The sequence below is a fragment of the Croceibacterium salegens genome, from assembly GCF_009827435.1.
Classification (GTDB): Bacteria; Pseudomonadota; Alphaproteobacteria; order Sphingomonadales; family Sphingomonadaceae; genus Croceibacterium_B; species Croceibacterium_B salegens.
Genome location: NZ_WTYM01000063.1, coordinates 22,427 through 49,219 on the forward strand (window position 1 = coordinate 22,427; position 26,793 = coordinate 49,219).

Sequence of the window (26,793 nt, forward strand, 5' to 3'; positions counted from 1 at the left end):
GCCTATCTGACCGGACAAACTCAACTTGTCCGATATTGGGAGTTCCGATGTCTACCACCATGCCGACCGCCGCCGATCTTTCCGGCGAGATCAAGCGCGTCTTCGCCCTGCAGCAGGAACACCAGTGGGACGTGAAGGCGAGCAGCGCCGCCGAGCGCAAGGCCAAGCTGCAGAAGCTCAAGGCCGCCGTCGAGGCGCATGCCGACGACATCGTCGCGGCGGTGCAGGCCGACACCCGCAAGCCCGAAGGCGAGATTCGCGTCACCGAGGTGATGAACGTGGTCAACAATATCCAGCTCAACATCGACAGCGTCGAGGAGTGGATGAAGCCGACAATGGTCACCCCGACCAACAATCCCAACGACAAGGCGATGATCGTCCACGAAGCGCGCGGCGTGTGCCTGGTGCTTGGCCCGTGGAACTTCCCGCTCGGCCTGACCTTCGGCCCGCTCGCCGCCGCGGTCGCCGCCGGCAACTGCTGCATTCTCAAGCTGACCGACCTGTGCCCGTCGACAGCGAGCATCGCCAAGACCATCGTCGAGGAAGTGTTCGAGGAGAACGAGGCGGCGGTGTTCGAAGGCGATGTCAGCGTTGCCGAGGCGCTGCTCGACCTGCCGTTCAGCCATATCTTCTTCACCGGCAGCACCCGGGTCGGCAAGATCGTGATGGCCGCGGCGGCCAAGAACCTCGCCAGCGTCACGCTCGAGCTCGGCGGCAAGTCGCCGGTGATCATCGACGAGGGCGCCAACGTCGAGGCGATCGGCGCCGCGCTCGCCGGGGCCAAACAGTTCAACGGCGGACAGGCCTGCATCTGTCCCGATTATGTGTTCGTGAAGGAGTCCGAGAAGGGCCGCCTGGTCGAAGCCTTCAAGTCCAACGTGCAGAAGAACCTCTACGACGAGAACGGCGCGATCAGGAAGGAAGCCATCGCGCAGGTCGTCAACGAGGGCAACTTCAAGCGCGTGAAGGGTCTCTTCGACGATGCCGTCGAAAAGGGCGCGACCGTGGCGGTAGGCGGGACCTTCGAGGAAGACAGCCTGACCGTCCACCCGACCATGCTGACCGACGTCACCCCGCAGATGACCATCCTGCAGGAAGAGATCTTCGCCCCGCTGCTGCCGGTCATGACCTACGACAGCATCGACCAGGCGATCGGCTACATCGAAGCGCGCGACAAGCCGCTGGCGCTTTATGTGTTCAGCCCCGACGAGGAGAATGTCGACAAGGTGCTCAAGCGCACATCGTCGGGCGGCGTGACCGTGAACGGCGTGTTCTCGCACTACCTCGAAAACCGCCTGCCGTTCGGCGGCGTCAACGCCAGCGGGATCGGCAGCTACCACGGCTACTTCGGGTTCAAGGCCTTCAGCCACGAACGCGCGGTCTACGTGCACCAGTAGGACCTGCCGGGGCGGAGGCAGTTTATACTGTCATTCCGCCCCCGCATCCGTAAGGTTCTCCCCGGGCAACGTGGGGGACACATGAAAAAGCAGATAGTTGCGCTGGCCGCATGCGGCATGTGGGCCGGCGCCGCCATGGCGCAAGAGCCGTTCGATCTCGGTGCGGCCCTGCTGCCGCCTCCCGCCGCGCCCGGGCCGCGGGTACAGCCCTTCGTCAAGCAACCCGCGGGCAAGATCGCCATCATCCATGTCAGGGTGATCGACGGCACCGGTGGACCGGCACAAAGCGATATGACCGTCCTGCTCGACGGCGGGAAGATCGCGGCGGTCCAGCCTGCGAGTTCAGCGCTCCCGGCAGGCTACGCGACCATCGACGGCACCGGTCACAGCCTCATTCCCGGCATTGTCGGGATGCACGACCACCAGTTCCGCATGGTCCTGCCCAACCTCTCGGAAGAGGGCTACGACCAGCCGAAGCTCACCGACGAGATGATCTTCTCCACCCCGCGGCTGTCTCTGGCGGCGGGGGTGACGACGCTGCGCACGACCGGCGCGCTCGAAGCCTATGTCGACCTGAATATGAAGCAGGCGATCGACGCGGGCGAATTGCCCGGGCCGCACATGGATATCACGGGGCCGTACCTTCAGGGTGCGCATTCGCAGGCATTCCCGATGCACCATCTCTCCGGACCCGACGAAGCTCGGCGGCTGGTCGACTACTGGGCCGGCGTCGGCATGACCTCGTTCAAGGCGCACAAGGACATCCCGCTGGCCGACCTCAAGGCAGGCGTCGAAGAAGCGCACAAGCTGGGCCGAAAGTTCGCCGCCCACCTTTGCGCCGTGACCTATCCCGATGCCATCGCAGCCGGGATCGACAGCATCGAGCACGGCTTCTGGTACAACACGCAGTTGCAAGCGGACAAAGTGCCGGATGTCTGCCCGCGCACGAACGGCGAAGAGACCCTGCTGGCGATGGAGCCGGGCGGCGAAGACGCGAAAGCGCTGATCAAGCTGCTCATCGACAACAGGGTGGCCATGACATCGACGCTTGCCCTGTTCGAGCTGGCCTACGCTCCCGAATACCGTCTTCGCACTCCCCGGCAGGTGGCGGTGATGAGCCCGGAAGTGCGCGAGGAATACCTCTTGCAGCTCTATGGGCGGCAGATCGAGGATCCGGCCGTGACGGCTCACAGCAATGCCATGTGGCAGCGTGAGCTCGCGCTGGAGAAGGAATTCTTCGACGCCGGCGGCCTGCTCATGGCCGGCCCCGACCCGACCGGCTGGGGCGACGTCATCGCCGGGTTCGGCGACCAGCGGGCGATCGAGTTGCTCGTGCAGGCCGGGCTCACCCCGGTGCAGGCCATCAAGGTCGGCACGCTCAACGGTGCCACCTACCTCGGCGTTGACGATCGCATCGGCTCGATCGCCGCCGGCAAGAATGCCGACTTGGTGCTGGTCTCGGGTGACCCGTCGAGCCGGATCGAGGACATCGAGAACGTGGTGACAGTGTTCAAGGACGGCGTCGGTTACGATCCCGAAAAGCTGCTCGCCACGGTGCAGGGCGCCTACGGCCGATATTGAAGCGGGGATTGGCCTCGGCTTTTTCATTGCAGGGCAATGTTCCGCCCCGTAGACGCAGCCGCATCCGATAAGCCGAAGAGGCCTCCGCTTGATCCTTTCCCCCTTCGAATGGACCATCGCCAAGCGCTACATGCTGCCCGGCCGTGGTGAGGCGTTCATTGCGCTGGTCGCCGGCATTTCGCTCGCCGCGGTCATGCTCGGTGTCGCCGCTCTGGTCATCGTGATGAGCGTGATGAACGGCTTCCGCGCGGAGCTGCTCGACAAGATCGTCGGGCTCAACGGTCACGCGATTATCCAGGGCTACGACAACCGGCTCGATGGCTGGCAGGATGTCCTAAAGGAAGCGCGCGAGACGCCCGGCGTTGTCCGCGCCAGCCCGCTGATCGAAGTGCCGCTGCTGGCCACATTCAACGGCCGCGCCGAAGCCGTTATCGTTCGCGGTAACACGCAGGCAGACATCAACCGGATCGCGCCGCAAGTCCTGCAGGGCGACCTTGCCTCGCTCAAGGTCGGCGAACAGAACGTCGCCATCGGATCGCGGCTGGCGATGAACCTCGGCCTGCGGCTAGGCGACACGATCACGATCATCAACCCTCAGGGGCGTTCCACACCCTTCGGCACCGTCCCGAGACAGGTCGGCTACACCGTCACCGCGATCTTCGAAATCGGCGTCTACGACTACGACAAGGCCTTCGTCGTCATGCCGATCGCCAACGCCCAGACGCTGATGCTGTGGGGCGATTCCATCCAGATGATCGAGGTGAAGACCGACGATCCCGACACCGTGCGCGAGACGCTCACTCCGCTGGCGAGAAAGGTCCAGGGCCGGGCGGTGATCAACGACTGGAAGTCGATCAATTCGAGCCTGTTCGAGGCGCTGGAGATCGAGCGCACGGCGATGTTCTTCGTGCTCTCGATCATCGTGCTGGTGGCGGTGTTCAACATCCTCTCCAGCCTGATCATGCTGGTCCGCTCGAAGATGCGCGACATCGCCATCATGCGCACCATGGGGGCGACGCGGAAGTCGCTGCTCAAGATCTTCATCACCGTCGGTTTCACCATCGGTGCCGTCGGTACTTTCGCCGGTCTGGTGCTCGGCGCACTCGTGCTAATCTTCCGCCAGCCGATCCTGCGCGGGATAGAGATCGTCACCGGCGTCAACCTGTGGGACCCCTCGATCCGCTTCCTAACCACCTTGCCGGCTAAGACCGATCCCAAGGAAGTTACCGCCATCGTCGTGCTGGCGCTGGTCCTGAGCTTCCTCGCCACGATCTACCCGGCGCGCAAGGCGGCAAGCACCGATCCGGTGCAGGTGCTTCGCTATGAGTAATCCAGTCGTTCGACTCACCAACCTGACCCGTAGCTTCGAGCAGGGCGGGGCGCGGATCGACGTGCTGCGCGGGATCGACATGGTCATCGCGCCCGGCGAGATCGTCGCGCTGCTCGGCCCGTCGGGTTCGGGCAAGTCGACCATGCTTCAGGCGGTCGGCCTGCTCGAAGGCGGGTTCGGCGGTACCATCGAGATCGTCGGCACCGACGCGACCAAGCTCTCGAGCACGGAGCGCACGACCCTGCGCCGCAACCATCTCGGCTTCGTCTACCAGTTTCATCACCTGCTGCAGGATTTCAACGCGACCGAGAACGTCGTCCTCCCGCAACTGGTGGCCGGGAAGGATCGTGAGGTCGCGGTCGCGCGGGCCGAGGAACTGCTCGGCGCGCTCGGTCTCGGCGAACGGCTCACCCACCGGCCGAGCCAGCTTTCGGGCGGCGAGCAGCAGCGCGTCGCGGTGGCCCGCGCCCTTGCGAACAAGCCCAAGCTGGTGCTGGCCGACGAGCCGACCGGCAACCTCGATGAGCATACCGCGGACAAAGTGCTCGACCAGTTCCTTCAACTGGTGCGCGGCGCCGGAAGCGCGGCGCTGGTCGCCACGCACAACGAGCGGCTGGCCTTGAAGATGGACCGCATCGTCCGCCTCCACGAGGGCGTTCTCGAATAGCGCGAAGCAGCCGGTCGGACGGAAATGCCGTTTCGTCCCACCGGCACATTGACTCGGCGCCAGTGTTGGCGAGGCTGTCCGGTAAAGGGGGACTTCGCCATGCTCTCGATCGCCGCAGCCCTGCTTTTCGCCCAGGCCGCCAGCGCCACCCCGGCTCCCGCGCCGCCACCGCCGTGCGCCGGGCCCGAGTTCGGGGCGCTCGATTTCTGGGTCGGCGACTGGGACGTCTATCCCGCGGCCAATCCGCAGAAGCTGGTGGCGCACAGCAGGATCGAGAAGCTCTACGGCGGCTGCGCGATCCGCGAGAACTGGATGCCGCTGAGCAATCCCGGTGGCGGGAGCCTGTCGGGCTACGACCCTTCGACCAAGCGCTGGCACCAGACGTGGATCGGCTCCGGCGGCGGGGTGGTCCAGTTCGAAGGCGGCCCGGTCGAAGGCGGGCTCAGACTGACCGGCTGGTGGGCTGCCTCGGGCCCGAACGGCGAGGACGGGCTGACCCGCATGACCTACTTGAAACTCGGCGGCGGCGCGGTGCGCCAGCACGGCGAGTTCTCGGGCGATGACGGCGCGACCTGGGTGACGACGTTCGACTTCACCTACCGCCCGCACGTGCCGGGCTGAACGCGGCGATTGGGCGGGGCATAATCGCGGCCGTCGCCCTTTCGAATCAGGCCCTGCCGCCCTAGCTTCCCTGGCATGCCCTATTCGCCCTTCGTCCCCCTGCGCGTGCTGTCGAGCTACTCGATGCTCGAAGGGGCGATCGATCCCAAGGCGATTGCGCGGCTGGCCAAGTCGCGCGGGTTTCCAGCCATCGCCATTGCCGACCGCAACGGCCTTTACGGCGCGCCCTATTTCGCCGGCGCGGCGATCGGCGAGGGCATCCAGCCCATCGTCGGCGCGCTGCTCGGCGTGGCTCGGGAAGCGGGCGGGGCGATCGACTACCTGCCGCTCTACGCGCAGGACGAGGCTGGATGGAACAACCTGTGCCACCTCGTCAGCAGCGCCCACCTCGACCGGCCGCTGGAACTCGAACCGCACGTCGCGCTGGATGACCTCGAAGGACACACCGACGGGCTGATCGCGCTGACCGGGGCGGCCGAAGGCGCGCTGACCCGGCTGCTCGCCGACGGTAGGGAAGACGCGGCGCGGAAGATGGCCGCACGGCTCGCCACACTTTTCCCGGGGCGGCTCTATGTCGAGCTCGCGCGGCGCGGCAACGCGGCGGAAACGGCAGCGGAGGACGGGCTGGTCGAGCTGGCCTACGCGATGGACCTGCCGCTCGTCGCCACCAACCCCTCCAATTTCGGCGAGCCGCACATGCACGCCGCGCACGACGCCATGCTGTGCATTGCCAATTCGACCCACCTCGACAGCGCCGAGCGGCCGCGCTCGAACCCCGAGGCGTGGGTCAAGTCGGCCGAGATGATGGCCGAGACCTTCGACGACCTGCCCGAAGCGGTGCGCAATACGCTGGTCGTCGCCCAGCGCTGCGCCTTCGCTCCGCCCAAGCGCAAGCCGATCCTGCCGAGCCTCGCCGGCGACCTCGAAGGCGAGGCCAGGATGCTCGCCGAGGACGCCCGCAAGGGCCTCGCCGCGCGGCTCGAGAAGTACGGCGAGATGTCCGAGGAGGACCTCAAGGTCTATTCCGACCGGCTCGAATTCGAGATCGACGTCATCGTGGGGATGGGCTTTCCCGGTTACTTCCTGATCGTCGCCGACTTCATCAAGTGGGCCAAGTCGCAGGGCATCCCGGTGGGCCCGGGGCGCGGCTCGGGCGCGGGCTCGCTAGTCGCATGGTCGCTGACGATCACCGACCTCGACCCGATCAGGCTGGGCCTGCTGTTCGAACGCTTCCTCAACCCCGAACGCGTCTCGATGCCGGACTTCGATATCGACTTCTGCGAAACCCGCCGCGGCGAGGTGATCCGCTACGTGCAGGCGAAGTACGGCGACGACCACGTCGCGCAGATCATCACCTTCGGCAAGCTCAAGGCCCGCGCCGTGCTGCGCGATACCGGCCGCATCCTGCAGATGAGCTACGGCCACGTCGACCGTCTCTGCAAGATGGTGCCCAACCACCCGACCGACCCGTGGACGCTGCCCCGCGCGCTCAATGGCGTGAGCGAGTTCAAGCGCGAGTACGACAACGACGACGAGGTTCACCGCCTAATCGACCTGGCGATGCAGCTCGAAGGCTTTCCCCGCAACAGCTCGACCCACGCCGCCGGCGTGGTGATCGGCGACCGTCCGCTGGCGCAGCTCGTCCCGCTCTACCGCGATCCGCGCTCGGACATGCCGGTGACGCAGTTCGACATGAAGACGGTCGAGGATACCGGGCTGGTCAAGTTCGACTTCCTCGGCCTCAAGACCCTGTCGGTGCTGCGCAAGGCGGTCGACCTGCTCGCCCGGCGCGGCGTGGCGATCGATCTCGACACGCTCGAGTGGGACGACCCCAAGGTCTACGACCTGCTCAAGCGCGGCGACACGGTCGGGGTGTTCCAGCTGGAATCCGAGGGCATGCGCCGCACGCTCAGCGCGGTGAAGCCGACCAACTTCGGCGACATCATCGCGCTCGTCTCGCTCTATCGGCCGGGCCCGATGGACAACATCCCGCTGTTCGGCAAGCGCAAGAACGGCGAGGCGGCGATCGAGTACCCGCACCCCAAGCTGGAAGGCATCCTCGCCGAGACCTACGGCATCTTCGTCTACCAGGAACAGGTCATGCAGGCCGCGCAGATCCTCGCCGGCTACTCGCTCGGCGACGCCGACCTGCTGCGCCGTGCCATGGGCAAGAAGGTTCAGTCGGAAATGGACGCCCAGCGCCAGCGCTTCGTCGACGGCTGCAAGGAAGTCTCGGGCATCGACGCGCGCAAGGCCAACGAGCTGTTCGACTTGATCGACAAGTTCGCCGGCTACGGCTTCAACAAGTCGCACGCCGCCGCCTACGCGCTGCTCAGCTACCAGACCGCCTGGCTCAAGACGCATTACCCGGAAGAATTCTACGCCGCATCGATGTGCTTCGACATGCACCAGTCGGACAAGCTGGCGGTGTTCGTCGACGACCTGCGACGCAACGGCAAGGTCCTGCTCGGCCCCGACATCAACAAGTCCGAAGCCGAGTTCACCGTCGAGCAGACCGAGACTGGCCACGCCGTGCGCTACGGCCTCGCCGGCATCAAGAACGTCGGCGAGAAGGCGATGGACGCGGTGGTCGAGGAGCGCGGCAAGGCCGGGCCGTTCGAAAGCCTCGAGGACGTGTTCCGCCGCATGCCGCCGGGCGCGATGAACCGCCGACAGCTCGAAGGGCTGGGCAGCGCCGGGGCCTTCGACAGCCTCGAACCCAACCGCCACATGATCCTCGAGAACGCCGAGCTTCTGCTGGGCGTCGCCGACGCGGCTATGCGCGAGCGCGAGAGCGGCCAGCACGGGCTGTTCGGCGGCGAGGACCATGCGGAACCTTCGCTGCGGCTCGCTCCGGCCGAGCCGTGGACGCGATCGGAGCAGATGGCCGCCGAGCGCGAGAACTTCGGCTTCTATTTCGCAGCCCACCCGGTCGAGCAGTTCCGCAGCGTGGCGATCGCCAACGGCGCGCGGACCTTCGCCAGCCTGATGGAAGCCGGTGTGCCCGGTGGCGGGCGCATGCCTGGTGTGATGGCGGCGATGGTCGAAGGTGTGAGCAAGGGCCGCACCCGTCGCGGCGGCGAGTTCGTGCGCGCCGACTTCTCCGACAATTCGGGTCAGTTCAGCGCCGCCTGCTTCGAGGAAAGCCTGGTCGACAGCTTCCAGCGCTGGGCGGCGGAGGGCACCTGCGTGCTGCTCAACGTCGAACTCGACGCGCCGAGTCCCGACGAGCCGCCGCGCGTGACCGTGCGCGGCGCGCGCCCGCTGTCCGAAGCGCGGGCCGATGCGCGCATGTTGCTGACGCTCGACGTGCTCACCGCCGAGGCGTTGACCCAACTGCGCATGGCTCTGAGCGATGGCGCGGAAGGGCGCGGTGAAGTCCTCGCCCGGCTGCACATCGGCGAGCCGCAGGAGCCGCTGGTCCGCCTCGGCCGCGACTTCGAGCTCGACGGCGAACTGGTCGATCGGCTCGCGCTTGTCGACGGCCTTGAAAACGTCTCGCTGACCCCGCGCAAGGGCGCCGCGAACCTGCGGCTGGTCGCGTAACCTCTTCCCCTAGGAACCCGTTAACCTCGATGGTGCATGTTTTGCATCATGTGGGACCTGCTCAAATCGATCGTCCTCGGTGCAGCGCTGTCGTTCATCGTCAGCCTGTTCATCGGCTCGGGCGGAGGAACCGGCGGCATCCTCAACGTGCGCCACTTCCACATCGAAGGCGTCGGCTTCTACTGGTCGTGGATGCTCTTCGTGGTCGGCACGGGCCTCAGCTTCGGCATCTCGGCGCTGATGCGCTGACCAACGGGCATTGACCTCGCCCCGGCGGAGTCCGAAGCTCGGCTTCGGAGGAGCCGGAATGACCTACGTTCGCAATGCCTGGTACGTCGCCGCCTGGGAGCAGGACCTCCCTGCGGACGCGCCGGCCGCGATGTCCATCCTAGGCGAGCCGATCGTGCTCTGGCGCGCGGGTGAAAAGCTGGTTGCGATGGAGGACCGCTGCGTCCACCGCCACGCGCCGCTCTCGCTGGGGCGCTGCGAGGGCGCCAGCCTGCGCTGCATGTACCACGGGTTGCGCTTCGACGCCGACGGCCGTTGCGTCGAGATACCGGGGCAGGAGCTGATCCCGCCGACCGCGCGGGTGAAGACCTATCCGGCTCTGGCGAAGCATTCGTGGGTTTGGGTGTGGATGGGCGATCCGGCGCTGGCCGATGAGGCGCTGGTCCCGCCGGCGGTCGGATACGACGATCCCGACTACATCCTCGGGCACGGGTTCCTCGATTACGAGGCCGAAGCGCGGCTGATCAACGACAACCTGCTCGACTTCAGCCACCTCAGCTACGTCCACGCGCAGAGCTTCGGCACCGGGCCGGAATTCGCCGGCAGCCTGCCCAGGATCACGCCCCTGCCGCGCGGCATCCGGTACGAGCGCTGGCTGGAGGGCACCTTTGGTGCGGCGATGAGGAAGTCGGATGTGCCGCTCGATTCGTGGCAGACCTACGATTTCCTCATCCCCGGCGTGCTCCTGATGTGGAGTGCAAACTATCCGCCGGGCACAGCGAAGGCGCTGGGCCATTCGCCACCGGAAAAGCTCGACGCGATCGCCGGGCTCAACTTCACCAGCCAGGCGGTGACCCCGACCGGCGAGGGTACGGCGCGCTACTTCTTCAGCTGGGGCCCGCACTGCAAGTACGGCGACGAGGCGATGCGCGACGGCATGATGGCGCTCGCCGACCGGGCCTTCGGCGAGGACAAGACGATGATCGAGGCGCAGCAGAAGGTCATCGCCCGCGATCCGGAGCGGCCGGTGATGCCGACCGCTCACGACAAGGGCGTGACGCTGTTCAACCGGCTGGTCCAGCGTCTCGCCGCCGAGGAGGCAGAGGCCCGGGCCGCGGCGGCCTGACTACTTGAAAAGTCTCGGCGCGAAGTCGGTGAGGTAGCGCCGCCAGTTGATCCACGTGTGACCCCCGGGGCTCTCGTTGTAGACGTGCTTGATGCCGTACTTGTCGAGCATCCCCCGCGTCGGGGCGACGGTTCCGTAAAGGAAGTCGTCCTTGCCCATGGCGTAGTAGACCAGCTTCATCGCCCCCGCGCCCTGCTTCAGCGCGGCATCGTTGGCGGTCTCGTACTGGGTGACCTGGTCCATGTCGTTGTTCATGCCGAGGCCCATCGAGAAGATGCCGATGTAGTGGAACAGCTCGGGGTGGGGCAGGCCGAAATTGATGGTATGCGCGCCTCCCATCGACAGGCCGGCCATGGCGCGGTGATCGGCATCCGCCAGCGTGCGGTAATTGCTGTCGACGTAGGGGATCAGCACCTTGATCAGGTCGTCGCCGAAATCGGAGTTGGCGAGCATGTTGGCGCCGGGCCGGTCGGGGGTATGGCCGGCCGGCATGACGATGATCATCGGCTGCGCCTTTCCGGCGGCGATGAGGTTGTCGAGGATGTTCTGGGTATGGCCGACGCTGGTCCAGCTGTCGTCCGAATCCCCCGCGCCATGGACGAGGTAGAGCACCGGGTAGGACTTGCCGTCCTTCATGTAGCCCGGCGGGGTGTAGACGTGCGCCCGGCGCTTCACGCCGAGCGGTTCCGACCAGTATTCGAGCTCGCTGACGACGCCGTGCGGGATGTTCGCCTGCCACGCCTGGAAATCGCCCGCCGCGCCGGGGACCTCGAAGGTCGAGTTGGTGCCGAAGCGCTCTTCCGAATAGGTGGTGCCCTGCGGGTTTGGGGTCTTCACCCCGTCCACCGTGAAGGCGAAGCGGTAGTTGTCGGCCGGAACGGGGATGGCGGTGGTCGCGGTTCACAGGCCGGTATCGTCCTTGCTCATCACCAGCCCGCGAACCGAGCCCGGCGCGAAGCCCATCGGGATCGCCTCGTCGATGTCGTTGCTGGTGACCTTCACCTCGCTGGCGTGCGGGGCGCAGATGCGGAAGGTGACGCGGCTGTCGGGCAGCACTTCGACCGTCTTGTAGGTCGGCGCCGGGGCGAACATCCCCTGCGGCTCGCACGACTTGGCGGCGTCGGCCTGCTGGGCCTGGGCTGCGAACGGAACAACGGCGAACGCGGCACACAGGCCGAGCGAGCGAAGGCGCATCTGTTATTTTCTCCCAAAACTAACGGGCGTTACGATAGACGTGGTTCCGTCTTGGTCAAGGTATCCGCACCGCGGGCCCGTAGTCCTGCCCACGGTAATCGTAGTCCCGCCCGAACTCGAACGGCAGCACGTCCGAGGGAACCCACCAACCGTGGACCTGCATGTGCAGGCGGAAGGGCAGCTTGACCCGCGCCACCGGGCCATCGGCGAGGTGGTGGGCGTCGGCGATGACCAGTTCGCTCGTCAGTTCGGCGTAGTCGTTGGCGACGCCGACCAGCCAGCCGTCGCCTTCCGGAGCGCTGGCGCTGCGGGGCACGAACTGCGCCTCGAACAACTCGTGCGTCGGCCCGGCGCTGAACCGGTCGATGCCGCCGCCGTGGTGGTCGAAGCGGTACCAGGCGTTCCAGTTGTCCTGCATCGGCACGCGGGTGCGGCTGTTTTCGAAGGCGAAGCCGGGGTCGTGGAGCAGGTTGAAGCTCCAGCGGAAGTCCCGCGTCAGGAAGCGGTCGTCCATCCGGGTGAAGCTGGTCGGAGTCACGCCTTCGAACAGGATCTCCTCCTCCCAGGTGTCGGAGGACGAAACGAGGTCGAAGGTCCAGCGACGGATGGTGTTCTTGCGCGCATCAAAATCGAAGCTGCCGCCGTCGAGGTTGGGGAACTGCGGGTTGAAGTTGCCGCGCGCGCAGGGCGCGTCGAGGATGACCTTGTCGCCCACGGTGCGCGCGTTGGTGGTGTGGACCATCATCGCGCGGTCGGGCGGTCCCCGGAACCAGCGCATGTCCTTCGCCTCGCCGTCGCGCGGCATGATGCCGACGTAAGCGGGGACGCTGGGGTCGTAGGCCCAGTGGTTCTGCCCGGCCTCGAGCCGCTCGCGGCTCGTCACCATGCCGGTGGTCGGCAGCACCACGTGCTCCTCGGTGATCGCCCAGTCGTGCATCATCGAGACGACCGGAGCCTTGACCCAGACCGTGCGTTCGAGCGTGCCATCGGGCTTGAAGAAGTGGATCGCGAGGTCGTCCGACAGGTCGCCGCGCGCCTCGTAGCTGAAGGCCAGCATCTCGCCGGTCTGCGGGTCGATCTTGGGGTGCGCGGTAAAGCTTTCCGCGGTCATCCGCCCGCCGAAGTCGTACTCCTCGAAAGTCTCCAGCGTGTGCGGGTCCATCCGCATCGGCGGGCTCGATTCCTTGAGCGCGAGCAGGTTCCCGCCGAACACGATCGGGGTGGTGTTGGCGGTGTTCATCGACAGGTCGTCCGCCGCCAGGTCGTTGGTCGATCGGTTGCGATAGGCCCCGAACAGCGCGCGCCGCGCCTTGCGTTCGGCGACATAGCGGGGGGTGCGGACGTAGCGGGTGCGGAAGTCGCAGCGCCTGCCGCGGATGCGGAACATGTCGATCGCCCCGTCGGCGTTATAGGGGATGTCGAGCGGATGGCGCGGCGGATAGCGGCGGTCGATGGCGGCGCGGTAGAAGGTGCCGTCGATCCCCTCGGGGATCTCGCCCTCGACCTCGCAATCGTGCAGGTCGGCCTCGAACCGCGTCGGGGTCCAGAAGCCGCTGGCGAAGGGGTCTCCGCTGAAATCGAAGCTCATCGCATGGCTCCTCTCCGGTGGTCAGGTTAGCGCGCGCTAGAGCAAGCGCAACTGCCCGCCCGCTTCGGGCCGGATGAACTGGCTGGCGTCGAGCTCGAACCGCGCCTTGCCGATCCCGGCGCGCTTGCAGGCGAGGTTGAAGCGGGCGCGGAACAGGTCGGCCCAGACCCCGCTCGGCTTCATGCGGGTGAAGAAGTCCGGGTCGTTGTCGCGACCGCCGCGGATAGAGCGGACGATGTTCATGACCTTGTCCCCGCGCTCGGGGAAATGGACCGCGAGCCATTCGCGGAACAGCGGGGCGACCTCGTGCGGCAGGCGCAGCGGGATCCACCCGGCGCTGGCCACGCCGATCTCGCCCGCCCTGGCGACGATGCCCTCCATGAACTCGTCGGTGATCGCCGGGATGATCGGCGAGACCGAGCAGTGGTTGGGAATGCCCGCCTCGACCAGCCGGGCGAGGGCGGCGATGCGCTTGGCCGGGGCGGCGGCGCGCGGTTCGAGCTTGCCCGAGAGCTTGGGGTCGAGCGTTGTGACCGAGATCGCCACCGCGACGAGGTTGTGCTTCGCCAGTTCGGTGAGCAGGTCGAGGTCCTGCAAGACCCGGTCGGACTTGGTGGTGATCGTCACCGGATGCCGCGTCTCGAGGCACACTTCGAGCACCTGCCGGGTGATGCGGTAGCGGCCCTCTATCGGCTGGTAGGGATCGGTGTTGGTCCCCATCGCGATCCACTTCGGCTGGTAGCGCGGCCGGGCGAAGGTCTCGCGCAGCAGCTTCGCCGCATCGGGCTTGGCGAACAGCCTGGTCTCGAAGTCGAGCCCGGGCGAGAGGTCGTGGTAGGCGTGGGTCGGGCGGGCATAGCAGTAGACACAGCCGTGCTCGCAGCCGCGATAGGCATTGATCGAGCGGTCGAAGCCGACGTCGGGCGACTGGTTGAAGGTGACGATGGTCTTGGGATGCTCCTCGACCACCGTGGTGCGCAACTTCGGCGGCTCACCGTCGAGCGTGGCGACGAAATCCTTCCAGTCGCCGTCGGCCTCGCGTTCCGCCAGCCCGAAGCGCTGCGGTACCGCGCCCGATTGGGCGCCGCGGCCATTCACCGCCGGCTCCTTGCGCTGTTCCATAGATGGAACATAGCATGAACATAAGCGAGTCGCCACTACCACTTAGGCACCCCGGGAAGCGAAGCTGTCCAAAGGACACCTGTCAGGGGCAGTGCTTCCTTTTTCGTTCGCGTCGTGCCGGGAAGAACAAGCCCTGCCCCGGAACAAGTCCGGGGTGACAAAAGAGGGCGGGGCCGATCAATGCTCCAGCAAGTAGACCGGCACCGCCGCGACGACGATCGCCAGCGCCTGCATGGCGAGGATCGCCACCGCCCGCCGCGGATGCCGCGGCAGCCAGCGGAAGGCGAACCAGCCCATGACCGGCAGTTGCAGCACCATCAGCAATTGCCAGAGCCGCGCCGTGGCGCTCTCGTCGGGCCGCGGGACGCCGTTCTCGACAACCATGTAGGGCGCGTGCGGACCGGTCGCGAGATAGACCAGCAGCAGCGAAAGCGCCGTGCCCGACATCAGCAGCGGGATCCACGCGCTCCAGGCGCGATAGGGGGTGGCGGGATTGCTCGTCATGTCCGTACTCCTCTCGGGGAGCCCGACCGTGGACGGCACCGCGCGGCAAGTCATGAGCGCCACCTGAGCAATCGGTGAGGCGGCTGTTGCGGCATCAATCCGGCATGGGCGCAGGGCCGTTCACCCGCCCACCGCCAGCGCGGCAGCTGACATATCTGACAGAGTCCTGGAGGAAAACTCCACCCCTTCCGCATCAACCTCGCAGTCGAGGTGGCAGCGATTGGACCTGCCGGTTCTTTCGGACCGGCAGAGCACTACCTTACAAGTATTACTGTGAACTTCCGCAATTGGGTCGCAAGCAGCCATTCCGCTCACGACCCGAATAGCAAAAGTTACCGCGTCAGCTTCTTGTACGCCAACCTCGTCGGCCGGTCCGCTGCATCGCCAAGCCTGCGCCGCTTGTCCTCTTCATAGGACTCGAAGTTCCCTTCGAACCACTCGACGTGGCTGTTGCCTTCGAACGCCAGGATGTGCGTCGCGAGGCGGTCGAGGAAGAAGCGGTCGTGGCTGATGACCACGGCGCAGCCGGCGAAGTTCTCGATCGCGTCTTCAAGCGCGCCCAGGGTTTCGACGTCGAGGTCGTTGGTCGGTTCGTCGAGCAGCAGGACGTTGCCGCCCTGCTTGAGCATCTTGGCCATGTGCACGCGGTTGCGCTCACCGCCCGATAGCTTGCCGACGTTCTTCTGCTGGTCCGCGCCCTTGAAGTTGAACGCCCCGACATAGGCGCGGGTGCTGGTGTCGTTGCCGTTGACCTTCATGTAGTCGAGCCCGTCGGAGATTTCCTCCCAGACGTTGTTCTTCGGGTTCAGGTGGTCGCGGCTCTGGTCAACGTAGCCGAGACGCACCGTCTCGCCGATCGAGATCGAGCCCGAATCCGGCTCTTCCTGCCCGGTGATGATCTTGAACAGCGTCGATTTGCCCGCGCCGTTGGGCCCGATCACGCCGACGATGCCGCCGGGCGGAAGGATGAAGCTGAGGTCCTCGAACAACAGCTTGTCGCCATAGGCCTTGGTGAGGTTCTTTGCCTCGATGACCTTGCCGCCGAGCCGCTCGGGCACCTGGATGACGATCTGCGCCTTGCCCGGCTTGCGGTCCTTCTGCGCCTCCTGCAGTTCCTCGAACTTGCGGATACGCGCCTTGGACTTGGTCTGCCGCGCGCTCGGCGTCTGGCGGATCCATTCGAGTTCGCGGCTGAGCGCCTTCTGGCGGCCACTTTCCTCGCGCTCTTCCTGGCCGAGGCGCTTGGCCTTCTTCTCGAGGTAGGTCGAGTAGTTGCCCTCGTAGGGGTAGTACGAGCCGCGGTCGAGTTCGAGGATCCAGCCGACGACGTTGTCGAGGAAGTAGCGGTCGTGGGTGATCATCAGCACCGCGCCGGCATATTCCTTGAGGTGGTTTTCGAGCCACTCGACGCTCTCTGCATCGAGGTGGTTGGTCGGCTCGTCGAGCAGCAGGATCGAGGGCTTCTGGATCAGCAGCCGGGTCAGCGCCACGCGACGCTTTTCGCCGCCCGACAGCGTCTCGACGCCGATGTCGCCGGGCGGGCAGCGCAGGGCTTCCATGGCGATCTCGAGCTGATTGTCGAGCGTCCAGCCGTCGACCGCGTCGATCTTGGTCTGCAGCTCGGCCATCTCGTCGCCGAGTTTCTCGAAGTCGGCGTCCGGCTCGGCCATCTCGGCGGCGATGGCGTTGTAGCGGTCGACGAGGTCGGCGGTCTCGCGCGCGCCTTCCTTGACGTTTTCTAGCACGGTCTTGGTCGGGTCGAGTTCGGGTTCCTGCTCGAGGTAGCCGACGGTGATGTTCTCGCCCGCCCAGGCTTCGCCGGTGAAATCAGTGTCGATCCCGGCCATGATCTTGATCAGCGTCGACTTGCCCGCGCCGTTGGGACCGACGATGCCGATCTTGGCGCCCTGGTAGAACTGCAGGTTGATGTTGCTGAGCACCGGCTTCTGCGCGCCGGGGAAGGTCTTCGTCATGCTCTTCATGACGTATGCGTACTGGGCGGCCATTGTCGTCCTTGGAATCTCGGGTTTTCGGAGTTGGCGCGCAGATAGGCTTTGCGGGGCGAGGGAGCAAGCGCCCACTCAGCCGCGCGACTAGACCGGCACCGCCACCGTCTTGCCGCGGAATACCGATTGCCAGCTCTCGAGTTCGGCGATCACCGCCTCGTCTGTGGCGCGGGCGAGGTCGGCGACCTGGCCGTAGTCGAGCCGCTCGACCGGCCCGGCGAGGAGCTTTTCGGCGCGGTCGGCGATCGCTTCCAGCTTGCCCGCCGTAGCTTCCGAAATTTCGCCGAAGCGTTGGAAGTCGCCGAAATAGCGGATGCCCGCGAGCCCGGCACCAAAGGTCGGCAGGGCGACTCCGAGCAGGGTGAAGACCTTGGAGGATTTCTCCACGAGGTGGGCATCGACCAGCCCGAAGGACTGTCCGGTGCGCAGCGTGAGGAAAATCGCAACCGAGCCGATGGCAAGCTGGAACAGCCGGTTGGCGAGGTGGTCGAGGCGGTGGTGTACTCCGGAGAGACGGGCGGCCTTGCCGTTGTGATATGCGGCCTGGCTGCGCGCATGTTCGAGCAGCGGCCCGGCGAGGTATTCGCGCAGGTATTCGCGGGTCATCGTCATGTGCGGCAGGCCGACTTCGCGCAGGGACTGGCGCACGAACACTTCCGGCCAGCTCGCCCGTTGGTCCTCAGGCCAACGGCCAGCGGGCCGCGCCACGCCGAGCAGTAGCAGGAGCGAGGCGTGGCGGAGGTACTCCGCCACGCGACGTGTCTCGAACCACCGCGTATGCAGGTGCCGGCGCTGGCCGTATCCGATGATCAGCAGGATCGAGCCGAGGAGCAGGAACTCGAATAGAGCAAAGTGCCATTTTTCCACGGGCGGTCCGAACGGCATGTAGGAAATGCCGCCGACGATGGCGAAGGCGGACAGCAGGAAGCTGATTGTCATGCCGCCTCGGTAGGCGTCGGACAAGCGGTCGCCGATGCCGTCGGCCCAGGCGAAGCGGCGCAGGATGCGCGTGCTGATCCTCTGGGCCATGGCCGGATCGGCGCCAGGCAGGTCCCGCGCCGCGGCCATGACACCGGCGCCGGTGCCCCCGGGGATCTCGTCGGGCGTTTCGTAGGTCTGCTTGAGACTGCGCAGCCGCCGGCTCCAGCTTGCCTCTCCGAACAGGGCCTCGACCCGGCGATAGGCGTGAGCGAAGCGCGTCGACCCGGCGTACCAGCGCTCGTTACCGAGCGGCCCGAAGTGCCCGATGCCCGGCAGGGCGAAAATATCGCGAACGAAGCCGCGCATGATCGCGGCGCGCTCTACTTCGCCGAGCACGGCGCCTCGCGCCGCGAGATCCTCGGGCATCCGCAGCATGCGCCAGCCGTCTGGCTCGGACACGTCGATCCATAGTACCGGCACCCCAAGATCGAGCGCGACGAGGATTGTGTGCCCGGTTCCACCTTCGAGCGCGGTACTGGCACCGTCCCACACTGCCACAATCAGGTCGGACTGCTCGATCATCACGCGCCCGGCGAGCCCGACGCGGCGCGAGCTCTCGCCGACGAAGGCGCGCCGCGCAACGTGATCGTCAGGCCGTTCGAGCGTCGTCAGGAACAGCTCGGCAATCAGCTCGTCGGCATCGGCCAGGCCGAAGATCCGCGCCCTGTCGCTAAGCTCTCGGATCTTGCGCGAATGTTCCCGGGTCCTGGTCTGTTCGCCTTCGCCGCCTTCAAGCAGGTCGCGCGCCTCCGCCACCGATGCAGGACTAGAATTGATCGCCCGGTTCAGGCGGCGCCCGTAGGGCAGTGAGGCGACCAGTTCGTAACCGTGTTCGAGCGCCTTGAGCGAGATGTCGGAATCTGTGCCGTCCGCGAGCAGGCTGTGCAGCCTGACCGGGGCAAAGCGAGCCTCGGGCTCCTCCGCGGAGATTTCGTCCAGCGCGGCGTCTATCTGGCAGAGGACGCTCTCGATCGTCGCATCGACCCGTTCGCGAACCTTTCCGAAAGTCTCGTGACCGGCGCGATGTCCGGTGACGCCAAGCGAAAGCCGCAACTGCGGCATTTCGATGTGCGTCGCCTCCGGCCCGTCCATTGCGCTTGGTTGCCGGATAGCGGGCGGGGCCGCAAGGGTGGGTTTGCTATACAAATCCTGCGGGCGGCCCTTCGCTAGCGCTCGGGAGTCTCGATGCAAAACCGTCCCCCGGACGGTTTTGTCCAATCGAGACTGGTCGGGGAGACAGGATTCGAACCTGCGACCCTCTGCTCCCAAATTAGAAGGCCGTCGTCTTGGCGAGCTCGCGTCTACGCTCAGATTTGGTTGGGTCTATTTTCCCTTTGTTCCCTTTTTTTTTCACAGTTACCCATGCTATCGTGATTGCTGAAATAGGAATTAGCAATCACATGGCGACGGGGAAGATCACGAAGCAACTGTGTCGCCTGGGCCAACCCTGTGTGTTAGCGTCGCTGGCATCGCCGCCGATGGCGATCGAGCCTGTAGGCCTGCCGTGCGCCCGGGGTCAATTGCCTTTACCTTGAATGGGAGAGATGCGGATTTGAGCGGCGAGGCTTGCGGGCGCCGCCCGGGAACCGCATGGAACCGGCGATGAGCGACACCGATGCCCTCGAGGCCGAACGCCTGCGCTTGCGGCTGACCAGCCTCTACCTCGCAGGAAACGTTGCGACACATCCCGCTGTGGCGTTCGAGGCGGTGGCCGCATGGCTGCGCGAGCACGGCGACCGGGGCGAGGGAGACGACCTTCGGCCGGGCCAGCAACCCGACGTCTACGGCACGGGACCGCTGGTCGAGGATTTCGAGGCCGAGGTCGCCGCGCTGTTCGGCATGGAGGCGGCGCGGTTCATGCCCTCGGGCTCCATGGCCCAGCCCATCGCGCTGCGCATTTGGAGCGATCGCGCCGGAATCCCGGTGACCGCGTTCCAGGCCACCTCGCACCTCGAACTGCACGAGCAGCACGGATACCGGGATTTGCACGGCCTGACCGCGCACATTCTCGGCGACCCGGGCCGCCCTACCCTCGCCGCCGACGTCGAGGCACTGATTGGTCCCGGCGGTGCGGCGGAAGAGAGCAACCTCGCCAGCCTGCTGGTCGAACTCCCGGCGCGCGAGATCGGCGGCCAACTGCCTTCGTGGGACGATCTGGTCGAACTCAGTACGCTATGCCGCGAAAAGGACATCCGCCTGCACTGCGACGGCGCACGCGTGTGGCAGGCGGCGCCCGCCTACGGCCGCTCTCTCGCCGAAGTCGCCGCGCTGTTCGATACGATGTATGTCTCGTTCTACAAGGACGTCGGCGCGCTGCCGGGGGCAATGCTGCTCGGGCCGCGCGATGTCATCGACGAAGCGGCCGTGTGGCAGCGCCGCCAGGGCGGCACGCTCTACACAGCGATGGCCAATGTGGTCTCCGCCCGCATCAACCTCGCCGCCTGCCTCGAACGGATGCCGCGACTGGTCGAGCGGGCCCGCGAGGTCGCTGCGCTGTTCACCAGCCACGACCGCGCCCGTGTCCTGCCCGACCCGCCGCAGTCCAGCATGTTCCACCTGACTCTCGAGGGCGACGTCGAGGAAATGCTGCTGGCCCCGGCCTAGCCGCCGGCACCAGCTTGCGCCGCGTCGATTTCCGCGCCCAGCGGGTCCTTGACCGCCTTGGCGGTGCCGTCCGTCGCGAAGTCCATGATCTCGTCGCCGGCGGTCGAATAGGCAGGCCATGTCGGCAGCTCGCCGCCGTTGGGATCGCCGCTCTTCGCGAAGTTGACGAGGTAGGTGCTGATCGCCTTGCCCATCGCGTTGTCGCGCGCGGTCGTCGCATCTCCGTACTTGATCGCCTGGGTATCGAAGAAGAATGGGATGTCGCTGGCGTGCTGCGCGCCGTTGCCGGGGTCGAGCGTCTCGGCGACGTAGGAGAAGCGGTACTCGTAGACCGGCACGCCCTGCCGGGAGATTGCCGCTGACAGGCTGCGCGCACCGCCGATCATCGAGCCGGTCTTGCCGCCGATATCGTCGCTCGTCGCGCCGATCATCATCGGCACATGATCGAATTTGCCGTCGGCGTAGGCCTTGGCGACATCGACCGCGATCTTGCCGTCGGCAAACGGGCTGGCGAAGGTCCGCGGCGCACCAAGCGGTGCGAACAATGCGGCAAGGTTGAGCCCGTCGGTCACATCGTCGGCGCTGAGCGCGCGCAGCTTCCCAAGCGCGTCGGGATCGTCTTCGGCAATGCCCTTGGCCTTGGCGAAGTCGACGCCGATCTTTTCGGCACCGGCGAGGTTGTTGCCGCCCATCCCCTGCCCGTCGCCGCCCGACATGACCACCGCCTTGGCGAACAGGCCCTTGGCCAGTGGCGAAGTCACAAGGAAATGCACCGACATCCCGCCGGCGGATTCGCCGACGATGGTCACGTTGTCCGGGTCGCCCCCAAAGACGGCGATGTTGTCCTTGACCCACTTCAGCGCGGCGATCTGGTCGAGGTAGCCATAGTTGCCGAGCAGCCCGCCGTCAGGGTCGGCGGCGGTCAGTTGCGGGTGCGCGAAGGTGCCGAAGCGGCCGACGCGGTAATTGGCGCTGACCACCATCACGCCCTGCTTCGCCAGGTTGGCACCCGTGTAGGTCGGCGGCGAAGACCCGCCGTTCACGAAGCCGCCGCCGTAGATCCAGAAGATAACCGGCAGCTTGCCGGTCGCCCCCTCGGGCTTCCAGACGTTGGCATAGAGGCAGTCCTCGGCGGGCGGGGTGCCGAGCGGCGCAGCGTCGCTGGGGAACGGCAGCTGCATGCAGTCGGAGCCGTATTCGGTCGCCTGGCGTATGCCGTCCCAGCTCTTGGCAGGTTGCGGGGCGCGCCAGCGCAGGTCGCCGACCGGCGGGGCCGCGAAGGGGATGCCCTTCCAGCTCAGCACGCCGCCCTCCAGCGACCCGGCGACAATGCCCTCGGTGGTGGCGACCTCCGTCGGGGACTGCGAGGCATTGCAGGCCGCCAGGGCCAATGTGGCGGCAACGGCCAGCCATCGTCTTGCGGGCATGGGGTATTCTCCTCTCGATCGCGGCGAGCATGGCTTTCGTACCACAGACGTCAAGGCCGACCGCAATTCGCGCTTGCCTGTACGGGGGGATGAATGACACACACCCGGCACTTCGCTGGCGTTTCAGGAGAGAGCGCATGGCCCTTCAGGTTATCGGTGCCGGTCTTGGCCGCACGGGCACCTTGTCGCTCAAGCTTGCGCTCGAGCACATCGGCTTCGACAAGTGCTACCACATGAGCGAGATGATCGGGCAGATGCGCGCGCACCTGCCGCTGTGGGTCGAGAGCGCCAAGGGCAACCCGCAGTGGGACACGATCTTCGAGGGCTACCTCTCCTCGACCGATTACCCGGGCTGCATGTTCTGGCGCGAGCTGGCGGCACAGTACCCAGAGGCCAAGATCATCCTCACCACCCGCGATCCTGAGCGGTGGTTCGAGTCCGTCACGGAGACGGTGATGTCGCCGCAGCACCGCGCGCGCTTCGAGAGCAACCCGATGATGGCCGAATTCTTCCGCCTGACGGTGTTCGACGACGAACTCGAAGAACGGCTCGGCAAGCGCGAACCGATGGTCGAATACTTCAACAAGTGGAACCAGGCGGTGATCGACGAGGTCCCCGCCGAACGACTGTTAGTCTACAAGGCGGGTGATGGGTGGGAACCGCTGTGCGACTTCCTCGGCGTGTCCGTTCCGCCCGAACCCTACCCGCGCGTCAACAGCCGCGAGGAAATGACCGAGCGAACCGGGCAGATCGACCAGACCAAGGGACCGCCGCCGCCCGAGTTCATGGAACAGATGGTGCAGGAGTATCTTGCCGAGCTGAAGGCGAAGGCCTTTCCCGCCAGCGCATAGCAGCGTGAAGAGCGCCCAGACCGGCGCTCACCGTTTGACCCTGTCTCGCGGGTCCGATAGCTTCGCAGGCGATGGGAGCGACGCGCCTCGGGACTGGTTCCCGGGGCGCGAAGCGAAAGAAAGCGCGGCATGCACTTCGCCACCTCCCTGGCCGTCTCCCTGACGACGTTCTGCCTCGTGCTTGCCGCCCCCGCCAGCGCACAAAGCGACAAGGCCGCCGAGGATCCGACCAAGATCGCCACGAAGGTCGGCGTTTCCTATGCGGACGAACTGTCCGTCTCGGGCTCCGTCGCCGTCGGCCCCAAGCTCAAGTTCAACGCCCGCATTTCGCAGTCCGGGGCATGGTCGGCGGGTGCATCGTACCTGCTGCCGGTGGCCATCCTGACCTTCGCCGCGGGCCGCACCGAGTTCGATTCAGGGATTACGCAAACCCGCTACTCGCTCGGCGGGTTCATGCCGCTGAGTCAATTCGGCCTGAAGACCGGCAAGCTGCAGGTCTTCGTTCCCTTCGGCTACACCTACACCAGCGGCAAGCAGACGCAGACCGACACCGACTACGAGGACAGCGCGGACGGCGTCCCCGTCTCGATCAACAGCAACAGCGCCTACGTCGGCCTGTCCATGATGCGCCCGCTGACCGACAGGATCACCCTTACCGGCGGAGGCAATGTGACCAAGGGCACCAACGATTACTCGGGATACTCGCTCGCCGTGGGAGCTTCCTACCACCTGACGAAAAGGGACACCGCCAGGCTCACCGTCAGCCATGTCGACAACAGTTTCGGTTCGAAGCAGAAGATCGGCATCGCCTACCAGCACGAGTTCTGAGCGGGTCGAGGGGCCCGATTCCGCCCTTGCCCACCTTGCGTCATTCCCGCACACCCCGCGCGGTCGCGCTGCATGGGAGAGAATCGCATGGCACTCGAAGTCATCGGCGCGGGGCTCGGCCGCACCGCCACGTTTTCGCTGAAGTTCGCGCTCGAACACCTTGGCTTCGGCCCGTGCCACCATATGTCGGAAGTCTTCGCCGATGCCCGTAACCAGGTCCCGCTGTGGATCGCCGCCGGCAAGGGCAACCCCGACTGGGACACCATCCTCGCGAACTTCCGCTCGACCAGCGACTACCCGGCCTGCAGCCACTGGCGCGCGCTGTCCGAATACTATCCCGAAGCCAAGGTGGTGCTGACGACCCGCAGCGCCGATTCCTGGTTCGAATCGGTCAGCGAAACGATCTTCGCCCCGCGCATGCAGGCATCACTCAAGGGCTCTCCCGGCGAGGAGCTGATGATGCTCAACGTGATGGGCGTGTTCGGCGACAGGATCACCGACCGCGCTTTCATGACCGACTGGTATGAGAAGCGGAACGAGGAGATCATCGCCGCGCTGCCGGCCGAGCGCCTGCTGGTGTTCCACCCCAAGGAAGGCTGGGAGCCGCTAGCCACCTTCCTCGGCGTGGAGGTTCCGTCCGTGCCCTTCCCGCGCGTCAACAGCCGCGACGAGCTCGGCGCCGCCAACGACGAGCAGGGTGGCCTGCCGCCCGATCCCGAAACCATGGAAAAGTTCGCCCGCGCCTACATCGACCAGCTCAAGGCCAAGGCGTTCGGAGGCTAGCTGGCGAACAGGTCCATCTGCGCCACGGGCGCGAAGCTGCGGCGGTGAAGCGGGCTCGGGCCGTGCCGATGAAGCGCTTCAATGTGCTCCTTCGAACCGTAGCCCTTGTTCCGTTCCCAGCCGTAATGCGGATGTTTGCGCGCCGCATCTTTCATGATCCGGTCGCGATATTCCTTGGCGAGGATGCTCGCCGCGCCGATTGCGGGTTCGATGCCGTCGCCGCCGACGATGGCGCGGGCCGGCCAGCGCCATTCCGGCGTGCGCCCGTTCGGGGTGAGGTTGCCGTCGATCAGCGCCTGGTGGCATTCCGCGCCGAGGGCTTCGCACAGGCGCTGCATCGCCAGCGACATCGCCAGCATCGTCGCGCCGAAGATGTTGAGGCGGTCGATGTCCTCCACGTCGGCCACGGCGATGCCGAAGGCGCAGCGGCGGCGGATCACCGCCTCCAGCTCGGCCCGGCGCGGGGCGCTCAGCTTCTTGGAATCGTCGAGACCGGACGGGCGCGGCTTGCACAGGACGACTGCCGCTGCAACAACCGGCCCGGCCAGCGGCCCGCGCCCTGCTTCGTCGACCCCGGCGATCAGCGCGTCGCCGAACTGGGTGCAGAAATCGTCTGAAGGCGTTCCGGAGAGCATGACCATGAAATTCCCGACTTCGATCCTATCGCTTCCCGCCCTCGTCCTCGCAAGCTGCGCCATGGCCGCGAGTGGGGATAGCGCCGCCGGAACCTTCGCGATCGAACCGGCGGGCAGCTTCGACGAGCCGTGGGCGCTGGCCTTTGCGCCGGGCACCCAGGTGGTCTTCATCACCGAGAAGGGCGGGACGATGAAATTCGTCGACCTGCCGAGCGGCAAGGTCGGGACGGTGACCGGCTTGCCCAAGGTGGCTTACGGCGGACAGGGCGGGCTCGGCGACGTCGCGTTCCTCCCCTCCGAGGCTGCCTCGACGCTGGGCCGGCGCACGATCTACCTCACCTGGGCCGGCGATGCGGGCGACGACAAGCTCGCCGCCATGATGGGCAAGGGCACGCTGGTCTGCGATACGGCCGATGCTTGCCGCATCGAAGGACTGACCGAAATCTGGCGGCAGGACCCGGCGATCCGCAGCCCGGGGCATTTCAGCCACAAGATCGCTTTCTCGCCCGACGGCAAGTACCTGTTCCTCTCGAGCGGCGAGCGGATGCAGGGCGCGCCGGCACAGGATCTCGGCACCAACCTCGGCAAGGTGCTGCGCCTCAACCACGACGGCACCCCGGCCGATGGCAACCCGTTTGCCGAGCGCGGCGGGGTGAGCCGGCAGATCTGGTCCTATGGCCATCGCAACCTGCTCGGCCTGAAGTTCGACCTCGACGGGCAGCTGTGGGACCTTGAACACGGCCCGCGAGGCGGGGACGAGATCAACATGGTCGAGCCGGGCGCGAATTACGGCTGGCCCGTTCGCTCGAACGGCAGCGACTACAACGGCGACGACATTCCCGATCACACCGCCGACGACGGCTTCTCCAAGCCCGCGATCTGGTGGACGCCGGTGATCGCGCCCGGCGACTTCCTGTTCTATTCGGGCAAGCTGTGGCCCGAGTGGCGCAACCAGGCGCTGATCGCCAACCTCGGCACGCAGAGCCTCGTCCGCGTCGGCTTCGAAGGCGGCAAGGGGACGGAACTGCAGCGCACCGACTTCGGCAAGCGCCTGCGCGACATCGCCGAAGCTCCCGACGGCTCGCTCTACGTCATCGAGGACGGCGAAGGCGGGCGACTGCTGCACCTGACCCCGGCAAAGTAGCGGATTGCCAGCAGGGGTCCCGGCCCTTATCGGCGCGCCCCTCATGTCCGTTACGACTCGCACCCTGATCCCGCTCGAAGCGGTCGAACCGGCGATGATCGAGCAGGTGCTCGACCGCGCCTTCGGCACCGACCGCCACGGGCGCACGGCCTACACGATCCGCGAGGGGACCGACTGGCTCCCGGCGCTTAGTTTCGCCGCGCTCGACGAGGACGGGATGCTGGCGGGCACGATCCAGGCCTGGCCGGTCGCGCTGACCGACCCGCAGGGCCGCGCCCACCCGATGATCATGGTCGGCCCGGTCGCGGTGCTGCCCGAGCTGCACGACACCGGCTACGGACGGATGCTGATGGCCGCGCAGTCCAGCGCGCTCGACCCCGAGGCGCCGCTGCCGCAAGTGCTGATCGGCGATGAGCCCTACTACGCCAAGTTCGGCTTCGTCGAAGCGCCGCGCGGCTGGCACTGCCCCGGCCCGTGGGACCCGGCGCGGCTGCTGGTGCGCGGGGCCGAACCGGCGATCCTTCCCCAAGAGGGCATGCTCGGGCCCTGGCGCGCCTGAAGTTCCTCCCCGGGACGGGGAGGTGGCAGGCGCGAAGCGGCTGACGGTGGGGACTCTCGACCCAGAACGGC

General features: G+C 66.4%; 23 protein-coding genes. 14 read left to right on the top strand and 9 right to left on the bottom strand.

Going from position 1 to position 26,793, the window contains the following annotated elements; genetic code table 11:
- Positions 1-47 precede the first annotated feature (47 nt).
- From GRI89_RS17575 to GRI89_RS17610, 8 genes are all read left to right on the top strand, one after another.
- Positions 48-1,397: an aldehyde dehydrogenase family protein gene (locus GRI89_RS17575; RefSeq protein ID WP_159798368.1), complete on the top strand. Its 1,350-nt coding sequence runs from the start codon at positions 48-50 to the stop codon at positions 1,395-1,397.
- A gap of 81 nt (positions 1,398-1,478) precedes the next feature.
- Positions 1,479-2,978 (top strand): amidohydrolase family protein, encoded by a 1,500-nt coding sequence (locus GRI89_RS17580; RefSeq protein ID WP_235913555.1) that lies wholly within the window; start codon positions 1,479-1,481, stop codon positions 2,976-2,978.
- Positions 2,979-3,066: 88 nt separating this feature from the next.
- Entirely contained in the window at positions 3,067-4,308 is a 1,242-nt protein-coding gene (locus GRI89_RS17585; protein WP_159798370.1) for a lipoprotein-releasing ABC transporter permease subunit, read from the top strand.
- Complete coding sequence (locus GRI89_RS17590; RefSeq protein ID WP_159798372.1) at positions 4,301-4,975, top strand: ABC transporter ATP-binding protein; 675 nt, start codon at positions 4,301-4,303, stop codon at positions 4,973-4,975. Before GRI89_RS17585 ends, GRI89_RS17590 begins: the two co-directional genes overlap by 8 nt.
- A 99-nt stretch (positions 4,976-5,074) precedes the next feature.
- Positions 5,075-5,596, top strand: coding sequence for a hypothetical protein (locus tag GRI89_RS17595; RefSeq protein WP_159798375.1), 522 nt, complete (start codon positions 5,075-5,077; stop codon positions 5,594-5,596).
- 75 nt (positions 5,597-5,671) lie between these two features.
- On the top strand, positions 5,672-9,142 hold the full coding sequence (gene dnaE / locus GRI89_RS17600) for a DNA polymerase III subunit alpha (RefSeq protein ID WP_159798377.1): 3,471 nt from the start codon (positions 5,672-5,674) through the stop codon (positions 9,140-9,142).
- Positions 9,143-9,190: 48 nt separating this feature from the next.
- On the top strand, positions 9,191-9,391 hold the full coding sequence (locus tag GRI89_RS17605) for a hypothetical protein (protein WP_159798379.1): 201 nt from the start codon (positions 9,191-9,193) through the stop codon (positions 9,389-9,391).
- A gap of 58 nt (positions 9,392-9,449) precedes the next feature.
- A complete protein-coding gene (locus GRI89_RS17610; RefSeq protein WP_159798381.1) occupies positions 9,450-10,496 on the top strand; it encodes an aromatic ring-hydroxylating dioxygenase subunit alpha in 1,047 nt (348 codons plus the stop codon).
- Here GRI89_RS17610 and GRI89_RS18135 read toward each other — a convergent pair whose 3' ends face one another.
- The 7 genes from GRI89_RS18135 to GRI89_RS17640 form a co-directional block, all read right to left on the bottom strand.
- Positions 10,497-11,333 (bottom strand): alpha/beta hydrolase, encoded by an 837-nt coding sequence (locus GRI89_RS18135; protein WP_328598330.1) that lies wholly within the window; start codon positions 11,331-11,333, stop codon positions 10,497-10,499.
- A 63-nt stretch (positions 11,334-11,396) separates the two neighbouring features.
- Positions 11,397-11,690 (bottom strand): hypothetical protein, encoded by a 294-nt coding sequence (locus GRI89_RS18140; RefSeq protein WP_235913557.1) that lies wholly within the window; start codon positions 11,688-11,690, stop codon positions 11,397-11,399.
- Between the two features lie 55 nt (positions 11,691-11,745).
- On the bottom strand, positions 11,746-13,278 hold the full coding sequence (locus GRI89_RS17620; protein ID WP_159798383.1) for a carotenoid oxygenase family protein: 1,533 nt from the start codon (positions 13,276-13,278) through the stop codon (positions 11,746-11,748).
- A 36-nt stretch (positions 13,279-13,314) separates the two neighbouring features.
- Positions 13,315-14,400 (bottom strand): PA0069 family radical SAM protein, encoded by a 1,086-nt coding sequence (locus GRI89_RS17625; protein ID WP_159798385.1) that lies wholly within the window; start codon positions 14,398-14,400, stop codon positions 13,315-13,317.
- Between the two features lie 177 nt (positions 14,401-14,577).
- Entirely contained in the window at positions 14,578-14,904 is a 327-nt protein-coding gene (locus GRI89_RS17630) for a hypothetical protein (protein ID WP_159798387.1), read from the bottom strand.
- Positions 14,905-15,236: 332 nt separating this feature from the next.
- On the bottom strand, positions 15,237-16,910 hold the full coding sequence (gene ettA / locus GRI89_RS17635) for an energy-dependent translational throttle protein EttA (protein ID WP_159798389.1): 1,674 nt from the start codon (positions 16,908-16,910) through the stop codon (positions 15,237-15,239).
- A gap of 87 nt (positions 16,911-16,997) precedes the next feature.
- The gene (locus tag GRI89_RS17640) at positions 16,998-18,983 is read right to left on the bottom strand and encodes a hypothetical protein (RefSeq protein WP_159798391.1); all 1,986 of its coding nucleotides are present in this window, start codon (positions 18,981-18,983) and stop codon (positions 16,998-17,000) included.
- Between the two features lie 510 nt (positions 18,984-19,493).
- On the opposite strand from GRI89_RS17640, the gene GRI89_RS17645 reads away from it, so the two are divergent.
- Complete coding sequence (locus GRI89_RS17645) at positions 19,494-20,495, top strand: threonine aldolase family protein (RefSeq protein ID WP_159798393.1); 1,002 nt, start codon at positions 19,494-19,496, stop codon at positions 20,493-20,495.
- On the opposite strand, the gene GRI89_RS17650 is transcribed toward GRI89_RS17645, so the two are convergent.
- Positions 20,492-21,922, bottom strand: coding sequence for a carboxylesterase/lipase family protein (locus GRI89_RS17650; RefSeq protein ID WP_159798395.1), 1,431 nt, complete (start codon positions 21,920-21,922; stop codon positions 20,492-20,494). The genes GRI89_RS17645 and GRI89_RS17650 overlap by 4 nt on opposite strands.
- Positions 21,923-22,059: 137 nt before the next feature.
- Between GRI89_RS17650 and GRI89_RS17655 the strand changes: the two genes are divergently transcribed.
- From GRI89_RS17655 to GRI89_RS17665, 3 genes are all read left to right on the top strand, one after another.
- Positions 22,060-22,773, top strand: coding sequence for a sulfotransferase family protein (locus GRI89_RS17655; protein WP_159798397.1), 714 nt, complete (start codon positions 22,060-22,062; stop codon positions 22,771-22,773).
- Positions 22,774-22,902: 129 nt separating this feature from the next.
- On the top strand, positions 22,903-23,601 hold the full coding sequence (locus GRI89_RS17660) for a porin family protein (RefSeq protein ID WP_159798399.1): 699 nt from the start codon (positions 22,903-22,905) through the stop codon (positions 23,599-23,601).
- An 87-nt stretch (positions 23,602-23,688) separates the two neighbouring features.
- Complete coding sequence (locus GRI89_RS17665; protein WP_159798401.1) at positions 23,689-24,384, top strand: sulfotransferase family protein; 696 nt, start codon at positions 23,689-23,691, stop codon at positions 24,382-24,384.
- Here GRI89_RS17665 and GRI89_RS17670 read toward each other — a convergent pair.
- Positions 24,381-25,019, bottom strand: a complete 639-nt coding sequence (locus GRI89_RS17670) for a ribonuclease HII (RefSeq protein ID WP_159798439.1) — start codon at positions 25,017-25,019, stop codon at positions 24,381-24,383. The two genes, GRI89_RS17665 and GRI89_RS17670, sit on opposite strands and share 4 nt — an antisense overlap.
- Between GRI89_RS17670 and GRI89_RS17675 the strand changes: the two genes are divergently transcribed.
- Both GRI89_RS17675 and GRI89_RS17680 read left to right on the top strand, forming a co-directional pair.
- A complete protein-coding gene (locus GRI89_RS17675; protein ID WP_159798403.1) occupies positions 25,018-26,163 on the top strand; it encodes a PQQ-dependent sugar dehydrogenase in 1,146 nt (381 codons plus the stop codon). The two genes, GRI89_RS17670 and GRI89_RS17675, sit on opposite strands and share 2 nt — an antisense overlap.
- A 43-nt stretch (positions 26,164-26,206) precedes the next feature.
- The gene (locus GRI89_RS17680; protein ID WP_159798405.1) at positions 26,207-26,722 is read left to right on the top strand and encodes a GNAT family N-acetyltransferase; all 516 of its coding nucleotides are present in this window, start codon (positions 26,207-26,209) and stop codon (positions 26,720-26,722) included.
- Positions 26,723-26,793: the final 71 nt, after the last annotated feature.